Source organism: Azospirillum endophyticum (assembly GCF_016595245.1).
Classification (GTDB): domain Bacteria; phylum Pseudomonadota; class Alphaproteobacteria; order Azospirillales; family Azospirillaceae; genus Azospirillum; species Azospirillum endophyticum.
On record NZ_JAENHM010000084.1, the window covers coordinates 13,553 to 28,742 of the forward strand.

Annotated in this window: 17 protein-coding genes; 3 read left to right on the forward strand and 14 right to left on the reverse strand. The window is 68.7% G+C overall.

Annotation, left to right across the window (positions count from 1 at the left end):
- Nucleotides 1–189: 189 nt before the first annotated feature.
- Together JHL17_RS32825 and JHL17_RS32830 are read left to right on the forward strand one after the other, a co-directional pair.
- Complete coding sequence (locus tag JHL17_RS32825) at nt 190–1,164, forward strand: 3-hydroxyacyl-CoA dehydrogenase NAD-binding domain-containing protein (protein WP_247893988.1); 975 nt, start codon at nt 190–192, stop codon at nt 1,162–1,164.
- Nucleotides 1,161–1,898 carry an aspartate/glutamate racemase family protein gene (locus JHL17_RS32830; RefSeq protein WP_200198858.1) on the forward strand — a complete coding sequence of 246 codons (738 nt, stop codon included), beginning with the start codon at nt 1,161–1,163 and terminating at the stop codon, nt 1,896–1,898. Before JHL17_RS32825 ends, JHL17_RS32830 begins: the two co-directional genes overlap by 4 nt.
- Nucleotides 1,899–1,924: 26 nt before the next feature.
- On the opposite strand, the gene JHL17_RS32835 is transcribed toward JHL17_RS32830, so the two are convergent.
- From JHL17_RS32835 to JHL17_RS32865, 7 genes are all read right to left on the reverse strand, one after another.
- Nucleotides 1,925–2,266 (reverse strand): hypothetical protein, encoded by a 342-nt coding sequence (locus JHL17_RS32835; RefSeq protein ID WP_200198859.1) that lies wholly within the window; start codon nt 2,264–2,266, stop codon nt 1,925–1,927.
- 80 nt (nt 2,267–2,346) lie between these two features.
- Nucleotides 2,347–2,709: a type II toxin-antitoxin system RelE/ParE family toxin gene (locus JHL17_RS32840; protein ID WP_200198860.1), complete on the reverse strand. Its 363-nt coding sequence runs from the start codon at nt 2,707–2,709 to the stop codon at nt 2,347–2,349.
- Nucleotides 2,706–2,960: a type II toxin-antitoxin system ParD family antitoxin gene (locus JHL17_RS32845; protein WP_200198861.1), complete on the reverse strand. Its 255-nt coding sequence runs from the start codon at nt 2,958–2,960 to the stop codon at nt 2,706–2,708. Before JHL17_RS32845 ends, JHL17_RS32840 begins: the two co-directional genes overlap by 4 nt.
- A 166-nt stretch (nt 2,961–3,126) precedes the next feature.
- Nucleotides 3,127–4,092 (reverse strand): branched-chain amino acid ABC transporter permease, encoded by a 966-nt coding sequence (locus tag JHL17_RS32850; RefSeq protein ID WP_425599673.1) that lies wholly within the window; start codon nt 4,090–4,092, stop codon nt 3,127–3,129.
- 9 nt (nt 4,093–4,101) lie between these two features.
- Nucleotides 4,102–4,989 (reverse strand): branched-chain amino acid ABC transporter permease, encoded by an 888-nt coding sequence (locus tag JHL17_RS32855; protein WP_200198863.1) that lies wholly within the window; start codon nt 4,987–4,989, stop codon nt 4,102–4,104.
- A gap of 16 nt (nt 4,990–5,005) precedes the next feature.
- Nucleotides 5,006–5,743 (reverse strand): ABC transporter ATP-binding protein, encoded by a 738-nt coding sequence (locus JHL17_RS32860; RefSeq protein WP_200198864.1) that lies wholly within the window; start codon nt 5,741–5,743, stop codon nt 5,006–5,008.
- A complete protein-coding gene (locus tag JHL17_RS32865; RefSeq protein ID WP_211113664.1) occupies nt 5,736–6,539 on the reverse strand; it encodes an ABC transporter ATP-binding protein in 804 nt (267 codons plus the stop codon). Before JHL17_RS32865 ends, JHL17_RS32860 begins: the two co-directional genes overlap by 8 nt.
- A gap of 495 nt (nt 6,540–7,034) precedes the next feature.
- On the opposite strand from JHL17_RS32865, the gene JHL17_RS32870 reads away from it, so the two are divergent.
- Complete coding sequence (locus tag JHL17_RS32870) at nt 7,035–8,042, forward strand: GntR family transcriptional regulator (RefSeq protein WP_200198865.1); 1,008 nt, start codon at nt 7,035–7,037, stop codon at nt 8,040–8,042.
- Between the two features lie 27 nt (nt 8,043–8,069).
- On the opposite strand, the gene JHL17_RS32875 is transcribed toward JHL17_RS32870, so the two are convergent.
- The 7 genes from JHL17_RS32875 to JHL17_RS32905 form a co-directional block, all read right to left on the reverse strand.
- Entirely contained in the window at nt 8,070–8,918 is an 849-nt protein-coding gene (locus JHL17_RS32875; RefSeq protein ID WP_200198866.1) for a fumarylacetoacetate hydrolase family protein, read from the reverse strand.
- A 44-nt stretch (nt 8,919–8,962) separates the two neighbouring features.
- Entirely contained in the window at nt 8,963–9,718 is a 756-nt protein-coding gene (locus tag JHL17_RS32880) for an SDR family NAD(P)-dependent oxidoreductase (RefSeq protein WP_200198867.1), read from the reverse strand.
- Complete coding sequence (locus JHL17_RS32885) at nt 9,697–10,956, reverse strand: ABC transporter substrate-binding protein (RefSeq protein WP_200198868.1); 1,260 nt, start codon at nt 10,954–10,956, stop codon at nt 9,697–9,699. Before JHL17_RS32885 ends, JHL17_RS32880 begins: the two co-directional genes overlap by 22 nt.
- 113 nt (nt 10,957–11,069) lie before the next feature.
- Nucleotides 11,070–11,855, reverse strand: coding sequence for an acetoacetate decarboxylase family protein (locus JHL17_RS32890; RefSeq protein WP_200198869.1), 786 nt, complete (start codon nt 11,853–11,855; stop codon nt 11,070–11,072).
- A 55-nt stretch (nt 11,856–11,910) separates the two neighbouring features.
- Nucleotides 11,911–13,152, reverse strand: a complete 1,242-nt coding sequence (locus JHL17_RS32895) for an alpha-hydroxy acid oxidase (RefSeq protein WP_200198870.1) — start codon at nt 13,150–13,152, stop codon at nt 11,911–11,913.
- Between the two features lie 544 nt (nt 13,153–13,696).
- Nucleotides 13,697–14,551 (reverse strand): alpha/beta fold hydrolase, encoded by an 855-nt coding sequence (locus JHL17_RS32900; protein WP_200198871.1) that lies wholly within the window; start codon nt 14,549–14,551, stop codon nt 13,697–13,699.
- Nucleotides 14,538–15,182 (reverse strand): polysaccharide deacetylase family protein, encoded by a 645-nt coding sequence (locus JHL17_RS32905; RefSeq protein WP_200198872.1) that lies wholly within the window; start codon nt 15,180–15,182, stop codon nt 14,538–14,540. Before JHL17_RS32905 ends, JHL17_RS32900 begins: the two co-directional genes overlap by 14 nt.
- Nucleotides 15,183–15,190 lie beyond the last annotated feature (8 nt).

Genomic DNA, 15,190 nt, shown 5'->3' on the forward strand with positions numbered 1-15,190 from the left:
GCATTGGGCCAAGTTTTGTGCATATGCGCCGGGGCTGGGCACCAGGATGCCGCCGGTCGCCGTCGTTCGGATCGCCGTCGTTTGGATCGCCGTTATTCGCGCCTCGGCCGCGCTGTTGTCTTCCGTGGTCGCCTCGGTCAAGAATGCGCCGGCCAGCCGATCCGGCCACACAGCCCAGGAAATACCCAAATGCAGTCGCCTCCACAGTCGACGATGTCCGTCGCGGTGCTCGGTTGCGGGCTGATCGGCGAGAGCTGGTCGGCCCTGTTCCTGGCCCATGGGCTGGACGTGGTCGCCTGGGATCCCGACGGCGGCGTGCTGGCGGCCCTGCCGGAGCGCGTGGAACCGCTGCTCGGGCAGTTGCGGGCGCTCGGGACCATGGCCGCCCAACCCGGCCGCCTGTCCGTCGCGCCGTCGGTCGCCGCCGCGGTCGGGGGCGCCGGGTGGATCCAGGAGAACGCGCCGGAAAACACCGCGGTCAAGCACGGCCTCTATGCCGCGGTGGAGGCGGCGGCGCCGCCGGACGCGGTGATCGCCAGCAGCACCTCCTCGCTGACCTGGAGCGATCTGGCGGCAGGCGTGGCGCGGCGCGACCGCTTCGTCACCGCCCACCCCTTCAACCCGCCGCATCTGATGCCGCTGGTCGAACTGTTCACCCCCGACGCCGGAACGCTGGGCCGGGCGGAGGCATTCTACCGCGGCCTCGGCCGGGTGACGGTGGCGCTGAAGAAGGACGCGGTCGGCCACATCGCCAACCGCTTGGCCTCCGCCCTGTGGCGCGAGGCGGTGAACATCGTGGCGGAGGGCATCGCCGATGTCGCCGAGGTCGATGCGGCGCTGGTGCATGGTCCCGGCCTGCGCTGGTCGGTGATCGGCGCCCACATGGCCTATCACTTGGGCGGCGGCGCCGGCGGCATCGCCCATTACCTCGACCATCTCGGCCCGAGCCAGGAGCGGCGTTGGGCGACGCTCGGCACCCCGAGCCTGACGCCCGAAATCCGCCGGCTGCTGGTCGACGGCATCGCGCAGGAGGCCGCCGGCCGCTCCGTCGCCACGCTGGAGGCGGAGCGCGACCGCGGGCTGATGCTGGCGCTGGCCGCCCGACGGAAGGGCGGGGAGGGGACAGCCGCAGAGGGAAAAACCGGGGAGGGAGAGCGCCGATGACCGCAGACAGGATTGCCGACAGGACCGCCGCCAGGACGGCGGCCGCACAGGGGCCGCGCATCGCCTTGATCCATGCGCTGGAGGAATCGGTCGGTCCGGCGCGGGCCGCCTTCAAGGCACATTGGCCGGCGGCGCGGATCTTCGACCTTCTCGACACCTCGCTTGCCGTCGATCTGGCCGAGGCGGGCCGGCTCGACCAAGCGATGATGGACCGTTTCCGGACGCTGGCCGATTATGCCGCCGACACGGCAGGGGCGGGCGCGCGGACGGCAGGCATCCTGTTCACCTGTTCCGCCTTCGCTCCGGCCATCGACGCGGTCAAGCCGCATCTGCCGATCCCGGTGTTCCGCCCGAACGAGGCGGCCTTCGAGGCGGCCATGGCGATCGGCGGCCGGATCGGCATCGTCGTCAGCTTCGGCCCCTCCGCCGAATCGCTGCGCACCGAGCTGCTGGCGATGGCCGCCGCCGCCGGCCGGCGGATCGAGGTCACCGTCGCCATCGCCGACGGCGCGATGGCCGCGCTCAAGGGCGGCGACGGCGACGGCCACGACGAGCGCGTGTCCCGGACAGCCGGGCTGTTGCAGGACTGCGACGTCGTCGTTCTCGGCCAGTTCTCGATGGCACGGGCCCAGGCAAGGATCCAGCCGCTGCTGTCCGTTCCGGTGCTCACCACGCCCGGAGCGGCGGTGGAGGCGTTGCGCCGCCTGACGGAGCCGGCCGGCTCCGCGTCCTGACCGGAATTCGGGCCGCCACTTGCGGATTACCGGTCTTCGCTGCCGTCGACCATGCGGAACCAGGACGCGTAGGGGGTCGTCCGGACCATGTGCCGGTTCAGGTCCGGCGCGCCATCGGACCACCAGACGGGCCCCCGCTCGCCGAGAGCCTGTTTCGCCCGATCGACGGCGGCATGTGCCGCCGCTTCGGCACCGTGGTCGGCGGTGCGCCGTGCGGCCGCCACTGCCCGGCGTGCCGTCATCAGATCGGCGACCAGACCGGCACGGTCCTCATCGGACAGGGCCGGGTTGGCGGCACGCCACAGGCGGCCGCGCACCACGATGTAGCGGCCGTCGGGGGTGGTGAGTGGGCTTGGCCTGCTGGACAAGGGAACCTCCGATGCATCCGCTGCTTGAACAGCACAGGCATCGAAAAGGCGCGCCCATGCCCGGCATTCGGCCAGGCTGGTTACGACGCCAAACCGGTCAGGGATCGGCCCACCTTGCGGCGCGGCTCCATTCCCTCATGGAGTACGCGCAGGATGATGGTGCCGATCGTTCCGTCCGGCAACCGGCCGGTCGTGTAGTAGAGGCAGTGAGCGGCCGCGCCACGCCGTCCGGCCGCGAGTTCCAGATGGAGCATGCGGACGTCGGGTCCCAGTTCCGGACGCGGCAGCATCCCCGGGCGGTCGGGATCCTGGGCGACCATGAGAATCCCCTTGTCGATCAGCGCCGCATAAATGCGCAGCTGGACGGTCCCGAACCGTGTCCGTGTCGTGCGCAGGATTTCAAGAATGTCGCGCTCGGCCGGACCGGTCAGCAGATGGCTCATTCCCGAGCCACCTGCTCGGCAATGTCCAGAGCCGACCGGGAGGAGAAATCGCCTTGCGCCGCCGCCGCCAAGCCGGCAGCGACCTCGCGCCGCAGGATGGCCATCTTCTCCTGCTCTTGCGCACGATCGCGCTGCAGAAGGCGCAATGCCTCGCGCACCACCTCGCTCGACGACGCGTAGCCACCCGTCGCCACTTCATGTTCGACGAAATCGACCATCTCCGACGGAAGACTGACATTCATCGTCGCCATGGCAGGCTCCTGACCGTGATTGGATCCAGGAGATAGGGGATATGGCAAAGTTTGTCAATTTCGACCCTGGACGGGGCAGGGAAACAGGCATGGATACTCCCTGTCCCAATGTGGGCCGCTTGCCTCCCGATGGTCGGGACGCCCTGTCTTCCGTCGAGGCGAGATATCAGCGGTTCCCCTTTCCGGGCAGGCGGGCGAGCAGTTCCCCGACGATGCCGCGGCGGAAGACCAGGACGCAGACGACGAAGATGCAGCCGATCACCACCGGCACCGGCAGGCTGGTGGAGGCGAGGTAGCTTTCCAGCGTCACCACCAGCCCGGCACCCACCACCGGGCCGAACAGCGTGCCCATGCCGCCCAGCAGCGTCATCAGCACCACCTCGCCCGACATCTGCCAGGTCACGTCGGTCAGGCTGGCGAGCTGGAACACCAGCGCCTTGGTGCCGCCGGCAAGCCCTGCCAGCGAGGCCGACAGCACGAAGGCGACCAGCTTGTAGCGGTCGGTGCGGTAGCCGAGCGAGACGGCACGCGGCTCGTTCTCGCGGATCGCCTTCAGCACCTGACCGAAGGGCGAGTGGACGGTGCGCCAGATCAGGGCGAAGCCGGCGACGAAGATCGCCAGCACGGTGTAGTACATGGTCAGCGGCTGGCCGAGGTCGAACAGCCCGAACAGGGTGCCGCGCGGCACGCCCTGGATGCCGTCCTCGCCATGGGTGAAGGGCAGCTGCAGCGCCAGGAAGAACACCATCTGGCTCAGCGCCAAGGTGATCATAGCGAAGTAGATGCCCTGGCGGCGGATGGCGATCAGCCCGAAGACCAACCCCAGCCCGGCCGCGACCACGGTGGCGGCAAGCAGCCCGAACTCCGGTGCCCAGCCCCATTCCTTCACCACATGCGCGGTGACGTAGGCGGCTCCGCCGAAGAAGGCGGCATGGCCGAAGCTGAGCAGCCCGGCGAAGCCGATCAGCAGGTTGAAGGCGCAGGCGAACAGCGCGAAGCACAGCACCTTCATCAGGAACACCGGGTACAGCAGGAAGGGCGCCGCCAGGGCCAGCAGCAGGCCGCCGCCGATCAGCAACGCCCGGCGCGATCCCGCCTCCACTCCCGTCCGTCGCAACGCCTGGGTCTGCATGGTCATGGCTTATCTCTCCCGTCCGAACAGGCCGGCCGGCTTCACCATCAGCACCACGGCCATGATCACGAACACCACGATGTTGGAGGCTTCCGGATAGAAGACCTTGGTCAGCCCCTCCAGCAGCCCCAGTCCGAGCCCGGTGACGATGGCGCCGAGGATCGAGCCCATGCCGCCGATCACCACCACCGCGAACACCACGATGATCAGGTTCGACCCCATCAGCGGCGACACCTGGTAGATCGGTGCCGCCAGCACGCCGGCCAGCCCGGCCAGCGCCACGCCGAAGCCGTAGGTCAGCGACACCATCACCGGCACGTTGATGCCGAAGGCCTGCACCAGCGTCGGGTTCTCCGTCGCCGCCCGCAGATACGCCCCCAGCTTGGTCCGTTCGATGGCGAACCAGGTGCCGAAGCACACCAGCAGCGAGGTCGCCACCACCCAGCCCCGGTAGGTCGGCAGATACATGAAGCCGAGGTTGGTGCCGCCCTTCAGCAGGTCGGGAATCGGATAGGGCTGGCCCGACACGCCGTACTGGTGGCGGAAGGCGCCCTCGAAGATCAGCGCCAGCCCGAAGGTCAGCAGCAGCCCGTAGAGATGGTCGACCTTGTAGAGCCGGCGCAGCATGGTGCGCTCCAGCACCAGCCCGACCGCCCCGACCGCCAGCGGCGCCAGCACCAGCGCCCCCCAATAGCCGACGCCGAGATAGGTCAGCAGCAGCCACGCCACGAAGGCGCCGACCATGTACAAGGCGCCATGCGCCATGTTGACGACGTTGAGCATGCCGAAGATCACCGCCAGTCCCAGGCTGAGCAGCGCATAGAAGGAGCCGTTGATCAGGCCGAGCAGAAGCTGGCCGAACAGGGCCTGCGGCGGAATGCCAAGGAGTTGGAACATGAATGGCTCTCCCGCTCTACACGCCGAGATAGGTGTGGAGCTTGTCCATGTTGGCGTGGAGCTGGTCGTTGGGGATCATGTCGACCACATGGCCCTCCTCCATCACGTAATGGCGGTCGGCGATGGTGGCGGCGAAGCGGAAGTTCTGCTCGACCAGCACGATGGTGAAGCCGCGGGCCTTGAGCGCCCGCACCGCGACGCCGATCTGCTCGATGATCACCGGGGCCAGACCCTCGGTCGGCTCGTCCAGCAGGATCAGGGTGGCGCCGGTGCGCAGGATGCGGGCGATCGCCAGCATCTGCTGCTCGCCGCCCGACAGCCGCGTGCCCTGCGTGCTGCCGCGGCCCTTCAGGTTGGGGAACAGGTCGTGGATCTGCGGGACCGTCATCCCGCCCTCCTTGACCACCGGCGGCAGCGTCAGGTTCTCGTCCACGCTGAGCGAGGAGAAGATGCCGCGCTCCTCCGGCACATAGCCGATGCCGAGCCGCGGGATCCGGTGCTGCGCCATGCCGATCAGTTCGGTGCCCTGGAAGCGGATCGAGCCGGTGCGCTTGCCCATGATCCCCATGATGGCGCGCATGGTCGAGGTCTTGCCGGCGCCGTTGCGGCCCAGCAGCGTCACCACCTCGCCCTGCCGCACCTCCAACGAGACGCCGTGCAGCACATGGCTCTCGCCGTAGAAGCCGTGCAGGTCGGCGATCTCCAGCATCGCCGTTCCGGTGCGGGCGGTCTTTGTCTGCATTCCGTCAGGCATGTCCGGTCCCCCCCGTGCCCATATATGCTTCCATCACCTGCGGGTTCTTCGAGACGACCTGATAGGGCCCTTCCGCCAGGATCTCGCCACGGCGCAGAACGGTGATGGTGTCCGACAGGTGGGCGACGACCGACAGATTGTGCTCGACCATCAGCACGGTGCGGTCGGCGGCGACGCGCTTGATGAGATCCGCGGTGCCTTCGATGTCCTCATGCCCCATGCCGGCCAGCGGCTCGTCGAGCAGCATCACCTCGGGGTCGAGCGCCAGGGTGGTGGCGATCTCCAGCGCGCGCTTGCGGCCATAAGGCAGTTCGGCGGCGGTGTGGTTGGCCCAAGGGGTGAGGTTGACCGCCTCGATCAGCTCCTGCGCCCGGTGATGCAGGTCGTGGAGCGACGATTCGGACTTCCAGAAATGGAAGCTGGTGCCGAGCGGCCGCTGCAGGGCGACGCGGACATTCTCCAGCACGCTCAGATGCGGGAAGACGGCGGAGATCTGGAAGGAGCGGACCAGCCCCTTGCATGCGATGTCGGCGGGCTTGGTGCGGGTGATGTCGCGGCCCTTGTAGAGGATCTGGCCGCGCGTCGGCGTCAGGAACTTGGTCAGCAGGTTGAACACCGTGCTCTTGCCGGCGCCGTTCGGGCCGATCAGCGCGTGGATGGTGCCGCGGCGAACCTGGAGGTTCACCTCCTTCACCGCGACGAAGCCCTTGAACTCCTTCGTCAGACCACGGGCTTCCAGGATGATGTCGGTGGAAGACACCTTGCGGGCGGATGCCGCATCAGGCTGGTCGCCCAACGGAGAGTGATATCCGCTGTGCATGTCAGGGCACGAGCGGGCGACCGCTCTTCCTCTTGTGCATCGGAAGTCTCCCATTTTCGGTTTTTCCGGGTGCCAACGCTTCAGGCTTCCACGCGAGATCTGCGCTCCGGCCTCGTGAACGACCCTGTTATGTGTATAGTGCATCCATTGTACGTTGGTCAATCCATATGTCATCCATGCATTCTGGAACCGCGGGTCGACGGGCCGGTTGCCCAACCGTCTTGGCGGTGGGGGAGGCATTGGATAGAGTCGGGGGTGCTTCTTGCATCCTGCGCAACCACAGGCGGATCGCCCGGCATCCTGCCGGAACGGAAGAGCCGGAACACAAGGATCGAGGGGGATATGCCGGCGCCTCTTCCCATCTTCGGATGCGGTCGAGAAAAGGAAAGCGGCGAGGGGGCGAATTCCTGTTCCGTAAATTCCCGCCAATCCATTGATCGCGACGATTGCCAGAGCAGGGGGAGTGGAAGGATGAAGGTGGCGGGATTGCCAAGCGACGGCTCCGATGAGGCGGAGAAGGCCGCTTCCTTGCAGGAGCGGGCCTATCGTCTGCTGAAGGCGATGATCGAGGACGGCCGGATCGGGCCGGGGGAGCGCCTGCAGGAAGCCCAGGTGGCGAAAGCCTTCGGCATCAGCCGCTCGCCTGCCCGCCATGCCTTGCGGACGCTGTGCGTGGAGGCTCTGGTCGAAGAGCATGACGGAAAGGGATATGTGGTCGCCGGACGCGGGGCCGGCGTCGCCGACGGATCGCTCGCCAGCCTGGAACCTGTCAAGATTCAGTCGACACCGCAGTGGGAGCGCATCTACAAGGAGGTCGAGCAGGAACTCTTCATCCGCATCCTGTTCGGGGCGGTGAGGATCAACGAGAAGCAGCTGGCCCTGCATTTCGACGTCAGCCGCACCGTGACCCGCGACCTGCTGGCGCGCATGCATGGCATGGGCCTGATCGAGAAGGACGATGCCGGCCATTGGCTGTCGCGCCGCATCACGCCGGACCATATCCGCGACCTCTACGAGATGCGCCGCCTGCTGGAGCCGAAGGCCCTGCAGAAATCGCTGCCGCAGCTTCCGGTGCCGGCGCTGCGCCAAGCCCGCGACCGCGTCGTGCAGGCGCTGGACTGCGCCACGCCCGACAGCGCGGCCTTCGACCGGATCGAACGCGACCTGCACGTCGACATCCTGTCCTGCTGCCCGAACAAGGAGATCCTGCGGGCATTGGAGCGGACCCACATGGTGTTCGGACCGACGCGCTATCTCTTCCATCCCTTCCTGGGCGTGCCGGTCGAGATGATCGACGGCGCCCTGAAGGAGCATAGGCAGATCCTGGACCGCGCCCTGCGCGACGACGTCGACGGCGCGGCCCAGGCCCTCCACGATCACCTGAAGGTCGCGGACGACCGTTGGCTGAGGCGTTTCGAGATCATCGCGAGCACGACCCAGCTCCAGTTCCCCGCCTATCTCTCGCCGGCCGGCGGGTGAGGACGCCGGACGGTCCGGCGCCTTCCCTTATCTCCGCCACGGCACCACGGTCTGCCGCTGCCGGCCCAGCCCCTGGACGCCGAGGGTGACGACGTCGCCGGTCTTCAGCCAGACCGGGTGCGGGGTCTTGCCCATGCCGACTCCCGGAGGCGTGCCGGTTGCGATGACGTCGCCCGGAAACAGCGTCATGTAGGCGCTGCAATAGGAGATCAGGGCCGCCACGCCGAAGATCATCGTCCGGGTATTGCCGGTCTGCATGCGCTCGCCGTTGACGTCCAGCCACATGTCCAGATTCTGCGGATCGGGAACCTCGTCGGCGGTGACGAGCCAGGGGCCGATCGGCGCGAAGCTGTCGCAGCCCTTCCCCTTGTCCCATTGCGACGACTGCATCTGGAAGGAGCGCTCCGACACGTCGTTCACCACGCAATAGCCGGCGACATGGCCGAGCGCATCGGCTTCGCCGACATGGCTGGCGGTCCGTCCGATGACGACGCCCAGTTCGACCTCCCAGTCCAGTTTGGTCGAATGCGGCGGCTGGATGGTGTCGTCGTCCGGCCCGCAGATCGCCGAGGTCGGTTTCAGGAAGATGATCGGTTCCGACGGGACGGGCAGGCCGGTTTCCGCGGCATGGTCCGAATAGTTCAGGCCGATGCAGATGACCTTGGAAATGCCGCGGTAGGGCACGCCGAGGCGGGGCGACCCGCCGACGAGGGGCAGGTCCCGCGGATCGATCGCCGACAGGCTGGACAGGCCTTCCGGCGACAAATCGTCGGGCGTGAAGGCGCCGCGGAGGCCGGACAGGTCGCGCAGCCGTCCCTCGCCGTCGATCAGGCCGGGTTTCTCCCGGTTCGCGTCACCATACTGGCACAATTTCATCGGATGGATCCTGTGTGATGGCTGATGTGAAGGCCGGCGGCCGGTCAGGCGACCGTGGAGCCGCCGTCGACCGTCCAGGCGGCGCCGTTGACGTGGCGCGCCTGATCCGAAAGCAGGAAGCGGATGATCCCGGCGACGTCCTCGGGGCTGCCGTAGGCGGCCGCTCCCGCCCGCCGGATGCCGCCCGATCTGCCGGCCTGCTCGTCCAGGGACCGGATCATGCGCGTCTCGATCGGTCCCGGCAGGACCGCGTTGACCCGGATCGCCGTCCCCGCCACGTCGAGCGCCGCCACCCGGGTCAGGCCCAGCACGGCGTGCTTGGTGGCGACATAGCCCGCCAGCCCGGCGCGTCCGCGGATTGCCGACGTGGATGCCGTATTGACGATCGCACCCTCGCCGCGCGGGATCATGCGGGCGAGGACATGCTTGAGGCCGAGGAAGACGCCCTTGGCGTTGACCTGCAGGAGCCGGTCGAAGATCTCGTCGGGATAGAGGTGGATGGGGGCGACGACGCCTTCGATCCCGGCATTGTTGGCGAAGGCGGTGATCGGTCCCAGGCGCCGCTCCACCTCGTCGACCGCCCAGGCCATCCGGGCGCCGTCCGAAACGTCCGTGCGCAGGAACAGAGCCCGGCGTCCGGCGGCCTCCACCAGCTCCGCGGTTTCGCGGCCGGGGCCGGCATCGAGGTCGAGGATGGCGACATCGTCCCCGGCCGCGGCGAGCGCCGTCGCCGTCGCCCGTCCGATGCCGCCGCCGCCGCCGGTCACCAGGGCGACGGTCACTGCGCCACCAGCGCGCATCCGCCGTCCTTCAGCGGCCGCCATACCTGATCCGAGGGGATGACCTGCCTGACCTTGTAATAGTCCCAGGGATAGTTGGATTCGGCCGGCGTCTTGACCTCGAACAGGTACATGTCGTGCAGTTTGCGGCCGTCGACCCGGATGCTGCCCTTGCCGAACAGCGGATCGTCGGTCGGGATCTCCTTCATCTTGGCGATGATGGCCTTGCCGTCCGCGGATTGGCCGCCGGCGGCCTCGACGGCCTTCAGATAATGCAGGACTTCGGCATAGACGCCGGCCTGGAGCTGGCTCGGGTATTTGCCGCCGTTGCGCTCGGCGAAGCGCTTGCTCCACTGGCGGGTCTGGTCGTTGAGGTCCCAGTAGAAGGCGGCGGTGAATTGCAGACCCTGCGCGATCTTCAGGCCGAGCGAATGGACGTCATGCAGGTACAGGACCATGGCGACCAGACGCTTGCCGGACTCGGTGAGCCCGAACTCGGTCGCCTGCTTGATCGAGTTGATGGTGTCGCCGCCGGCATTGATCAGGCTGACCACCTTGGCCGGCGACGCCTGCGCCTGGAGCAGGAAGGAGGCGAAATCCTGGGTGTTGAGCGGCGTGCGGACGCTGCCCACCATGGTGCCGCCAAGCTCCTTCAGGACGTTGCGGACGTCGTTTTCCATCGCCTGGCCGAAGGCGTAGTCGGCGGTCAGGGCGAACCAGGTCTTGTCGCCGGAGCCGACCACCGCCCGCGTCGTGCCGACCGCCAGCGCATAGGTGTCGTAGGTCCACTGGATGGTGTTGGGCGAGCAGGCCTTGCCGGTGAGATCCGAGGTGGAGGCGCCGGCGACCAGCATCGCCTTGTTCTTGTCGCGGGCGATGTTGTTGACCGCCAGCGCCACCGCGGAGTTCGGCAGGTCGACGATCACGTCGACGCCCTTGGTGTCGATCCATTCGCGGGCGAGCGAGGCGGCGATGTCGGCCTTGTTGAGATGGTCGGCGCTCAGCACCTCGATGGGGCGCATCTTGCGGCCGGCGGTGAAATCCTCCACCGCCATCTGGGCCGCGACGACCGAGCCGTTGCCGGTGATGTCGGCATAGAGGCTCGACATGTCGGTCAGCACGCCGATGCGCAGGGGTGTCTGGGCCTGCGTCTGGGCTTGTGCCGTGGCGGCCGGTGCCGCGACGGCGGCCAGGCAGAGCAGGCCGGCGGCCGAAGCCATGAGGCCGCGGCGGTGGAGCGGACGGGTCGATGTCGTCATGATTTTCCTCCCGATCGTCTGGGGAACGCGGCCCTGCGGGTTCACTCCGCTTCTATCGGCCCGGCGGTCCGGCGCGATGGCCGCGCCCGTTCTGAATGTCTCTGGTGATGGGTTCAGGGGATGAGGCGCTTCAGCAGGCGCCGGTCCTCGACCGCGAAGCCGCCGCCATAGACGTCGGAGGCCATGAAATGCGCGCCGAGGATTTCCGGTTCCAGGGCGGCGATCGGGTCGTACTCCGACGCATGCAGCGTCATGCTCGCCCGTCCCTGGCGCGGCGGCGAATAGGCCAGCGGAGTCCGGCGATAGACGATGTCGGCGTAGACCGGTTCCGGACGCTCCGGATGGGGAACCCGCCGGACATGGATTTCGCCGGCCGGCTGCTCGGCGCCCTCGACCAGGGGCACCAGCGGCGCTTCCGGGTCGGGTGTGAAGCTGAATTCCGCCAGCGGCGTGCCGCGGCGCTTGACCCAGCCCTCGACCGCCCCGTCCGCCGTCTCGGCGAAGCGGTAGGTCGCGTCCTTCTTGGTGTAGCCGAAGACCTCGCGCCCGGCGGCGATGCCCATCGGGTCGGAGCAGTACATGAAGATGTGGGTGTGGGTGAACAGCCCCTCGTAGCGGACCGGCACCGAGACCATCAGGTCGAACATCTCGCCAGCGTGGATCGCCAGGGTGTGGCCGGGCGACAGCATGAAGCGGAAGGCGACGCGATCGTTCACCAGTTCGAACGGCGTGTCCGACAGCAGCTTGGCCAGCTTGGCCTGGTCCACCCGGGTCACCACCTCGACCGTCCGCAGCGGGCACTCCCATTCCAGCGGATAGGCCGGCGCGTAGGGCGGGTTGACGCCGCTGTTCTCGTGCATCTTGTACTTGCCGAACATCTCGTGTCCTTTTCTCGTCATGCCGGCTTTCGTGGGTCCGGCCGGTCCGGGGTCGCAGGAAAAGGGTGGGGCGGCGTCAGGCCGCCGGGATGGCCGTTTCCGGCCGGAGGGCCGGCGGAACCGGGCGGGCGGCGGGCCATGGGCCGTCGGCGCGTCCGCCCGCCGGCCCGCCGTCGAGCAGGATGGTCCGGTCGGCCGCGCCGATGGAGGTGACGCCGCACAGCCCCATGGTCAGGTCGAGTTCGCGGTGCAGGATTTCCAGGCAGCGGGTGACGCCCGCCTCGCCCAGGGCGCCCAGCCCGTAGAGGAAGGCGCGGCCGACCATGACGCCGTCGGCGCCGAGCGCCACCGCCTTCAGGATGTCCTGGCCGGAGCGGATGCCGCTGTCGAACAGCACCTCGGTCCGCCGGCCGACCGCCTCGGCGATGGACGGCAGCATGGCGATGCTGGACGGCGCGCCGTCGAGCTGGCGCCCGCCATGGTTGGAGACGACGATGGCATCCGCCCCGTTCTCGACGGCCAGCACCGCGTCGCCGGGGTCCAGCACGCCCTTCACGATCAGCTTGCCGTCCCACTTCTTCCGGATCCAGCGGACGTCCTCCCAGGACAGGGTCTGGTCGAACTGCTGGCCGACCCAGGCGGCGAGCGAACCGACGTCGGAAACGCCGGAGACATGGCCGACGATGTTCCCGAAGCTGCGGCGCCGGGTGTTCAGCATGCCGAGGCACCAGCGCGGCTTGGTCGCCAGGTTCATCAGGTTGCGCAGCGTCGGCTTGGGAGGCGTCGACAGGCCGTTCTTCAGATCCTTGTGGCGCTGCCCCTGGATCTGGAGGTCGAGGGTCAGCACCAGCGCGGAGCAGCGGGCCGCCTTGGCGCGATCGATCAGCCGGGCGACGAAATCGCGGTCCCGCATCACGTAGAGCTGGAACCAGAAGGGCTTGCGCGTCGCGGCGGCGACATCCTCGATCGAGCAGATGCTGACGGTCGACAGGGTGAAGGGAACGCCGAACCGTTCGGCTGCCCGGGCCGCCAGGATCTCGCCGTCGGCGTGCTGCATGCCGGTCAGGCCGGTCGGCGCCAGCGCCACCGGCATCGTCACCGTCTCGCCCAGCAGGCTGGTGGCGGTGGAGCGGCCGGCGATGCTGAGGCCGATGCGCTGGCGGAACCTGATGGCGGCGAGATCGGCCGAGTTGGCCCGGTAGGTGCCTTCGGTCCAGGAGCCGCAATCGACATAGTCGTAGAACATTCGCGGCACCCGGCGCTGCGCGAGGACGCGCAGGTCTTCGATGCAGGTGATGAGCGGTTCGGGCGGGCGCATTGATTTCCCATGAGTTGCGGCGGGCGCGCCGCCACGTCCGGAAGGGGAGGCGGCATCGGCAGCGAACAAACCAAGCCTTCGGATGGGCGCCGTTCACGACGGCTTTCGTACATTGCATCCAAAGTACGATCATAACATGACGTGTCGAGGATGCGCCTGTCAATGGGAACGGCGAACAATCCGGATTGGGACGGTCCGCCGCCTCGCGTTCGGGCGGAGAACTCGGCACTCCTTGCCGCGACGAGGCTGGCGCCGAGGCAGGCGAGCGGAGACCAGGCTCCCGCCTCGGCGTCGACCCCGGCATCGGCCGCGCCGGGCGGCCGAGGGGACGGAAAGTGCCGACCACAGGCCGGACTTTTTCGGAAATGGCATGACGAAGAGGTGGCCGCTGCGGTGGCCGGCATGCTGCTCGACCGGATCAAGCGCCCGGTCGGCAGGATGTCCCTGCCGCGCCTCGGCTGCGGAGGGCGGTCCATCGGACCGGATGATGATCGCCTCTACCGCCCGTGCCGGCTCCCCCCGGCAAACGGACACGCGCATATCCTTACGGGCAGGTGTCGGCGAAGGCGGTCAGGTCGGCGTTGAAGCGGTCGGGCGCTTCCCAGAACGGCATGTGGCCGACGCCCGGGTAGAGGCGCAGCTCGGCCCGCCCGGCCTGCCGCACGGTATGCTCCGCCATCGCCGGGCGGATCACCGCATCGTCCTCGCCATGGATCGCGAGCACCGGAACGCCGAGCGCACGCAGGGTCGCGTCGTAGTCCGCCGGCCGGCCAGCCAGGGCGCGCCGCACCGCCGGGGGCGTCAGGGCGGTATAGGCCCGCATCGCCGTCGCATCCTCGTCAGCCAGGGGCAAGCGGGTGCAGCGGTCGATGAAGTCCGCGGCGGCGGCGTCCGCCGTCGCCTGATCCTCGTGCCCCATCGCCGTCATCAGGGCGGCGGCCGGTCCGACGCAGGCGGGCGCGAGCGTGCTGGTGGCGCCGACCATGACGAGGCCGCCGATCGCCCCGTCGCCATGGCGCGTCAGATAGTCCAGCACGATCCGCCCGGCGTAGGACCAGGCGACCAGGATGGGGCGGCGGAGGTCCATGCCGACGATCACCGTCCGCAGCTCGTCGGCCCACCGCCACGGATCGCGGTAGGCGGCGGTCTCCGCCGGCTTGGCGGACCGGCCGTGGCCGCGGTTGTCGTAGGTCACCAGCCGCAGCCGCTCCGCCGGCATCCCGGCGGTCTGCCGTCGCCAGCACTGGTGCGACTGCGAGAAGCCGTGGAGCAGCACGACGTCCCGTCCGCTCGACGGCCGTCGCCAGTCCTGCACCGCCAGATCGACCCCGTCCGGGGTCGTCAGGGTGACGGTGCGGCCGGCGGCGGGGAGATCCGCCCCCGCGTCAGGCGGCGACATAGCGCTCGACCGGCCCGACGATCCGGCCGCCGACGATGGGGACGCAGTCGGGCGGAAACTCCTGGACCACGGTCATGTCCCGCTGCGCCAGCTCGTCCAGGAAGCGGTCGAGAGAGTCCATCGCCCCGGTGTCGATGTCGTGCAGCACGACCAGCGGCCAGCTTTGCCGCTCGCACAGGTCCAGCGCACGGCCGACCCAACCGCGGGGATCGTCCCAGTCCCGCGGAACCGCGTTCCACAGCACGCAGGTGTAGCCGCCGGCCACCAGATAGTCGAGCGCCCGGCGGCTGAACAGCGTGTCGTTCAGCGCGCCCAGCGCGCCGGACGGGCGGAACAGCGGCGCCGGCTCGGACAGCGTGCCGATCAGGTCCTGCGCCTTGCCGATCTCCCAGGCCGGCAGGTCCGGGTTGGCGCTCATGCCCAGCGGCATGATGTGGCCGTAGGTGTGGTTGCCGATGCGGTGCCCCTCCGCCCGCGCCCGCGCGCACAGCGCGCGGCGACCGGGGTCGCGCAGCCGCTCGCCGACCACGAAGAAGGTGGTGCGCAGGCCGTGACGGGCCAGCACATCCAGCACTTGCGGCGTGGTGTCCGGATCCGGGCCGTTGTCGAAGCTCAAGGTGACTTTCTTCATCGCACCGA

Coding starts and splice junctions, on each gene's coding strand:
- JHL17_RS32875 (WP_200198866.1), bottom strand. CDS start 8,918: ATGAAATTGTGCCAGTATGGTGACGCGAACCGGGAGAAACCCGGCCTG.
- JHL17_RS32840 (WP_200198860.1), bottom strand. CDS start 2,709: ATGAGCCATCTGCTGACCGGTCCGGCCGAGCGCGACATTCTTGAAATC.
- JHL17_RS32890 (WP_200198869.1), bottom strand. CDS start 11,855: ATGACGAGAAAAGGACACGAGATGTTCGGCAAGTACAAGATGCACGAG.
- JHL17_RS32850 (WP_425599673.1), bottom strand. CDS start 4,092: ATGCAGACCCAGGCGTTGCGACGGACGGGAGTGGAGGCGGGATCGCGC.
- JHL17_RS32825 (WP_247893988.1), top strand. CDS start 190: ATGCAGTCGCCTCCACAGTCGACGATGTCCGTCGCGGTGCTCGGTTGC.
- JHL17_RS32900 (WP_200198871.1), bottom strand. CDS start 14,551: ATGTCGCCGCCTGACGCGGGGGCGGATCTCCCCGCCGCCGGCCGCACC.
- JHL17_RS32870 (WP_200198865.1), top strand. CDS start 7,035: ATGAAGGTGGCGGGATTGCCAAGCGACGGCTCCGATGAGGCGGAGAAG.
- JHL17_RS32855 (WP_200198863.1), bottom strand. CDS start 4,989: ATGTTCCAACTCCTTGGCATTCCGCCGCAGGCCCTGTTCGGCCAGCTT.
- JHL17_RS32895 (WP_200198870.1), bottom strand. CDS start 13,152: ATGCGCCCGCCCGAACCGCTCATCACCTGCATCGAAGACCTGCGCGTC.
- JHL17_RS32830 (WP_200198858.1), top strand. CDS start 1,161: ATGACCGCAGACAGGATTGCCGACAGGACCGCCGCCAGGACGGCGGCC.
- JHL17_RS32845 (WP_200198861.1), bottom strand. CDS start 2,960: ATGGCGACGATGAATGTCAGTCTTCCGTCGGAGATGGTCGATTTCGTC.
- JHL17_RS32860 (WP_200198864.1), bottom strand. CDS start 5,743: ATGCCTGACGGAATGCAGACAAAGACCGCCCGCACCGGAACGGCGATG.
- JHL17_RS32905 (WP_200198872.1), bottom strand. CDS start 15,182: ATGAAGAAAGTCACCTTGAGCTTCGACAACGGCCCGGATCCGGACACC.
- JHL17_RS32885 (WP_200198868.1), bottom strand. CDS start 10,956: ATGACGACATCGACCCGTCCGCTCCACCGCCGCGGCCTCATGGCTTCG.
- JHL17_RS32880 (WP_200198867.1), bottom strand. CDS start 9,718: ATGCGCGCTGGTGGCGCAGTGACCGTCGCCCTGGTGACCGGCGGCGGC.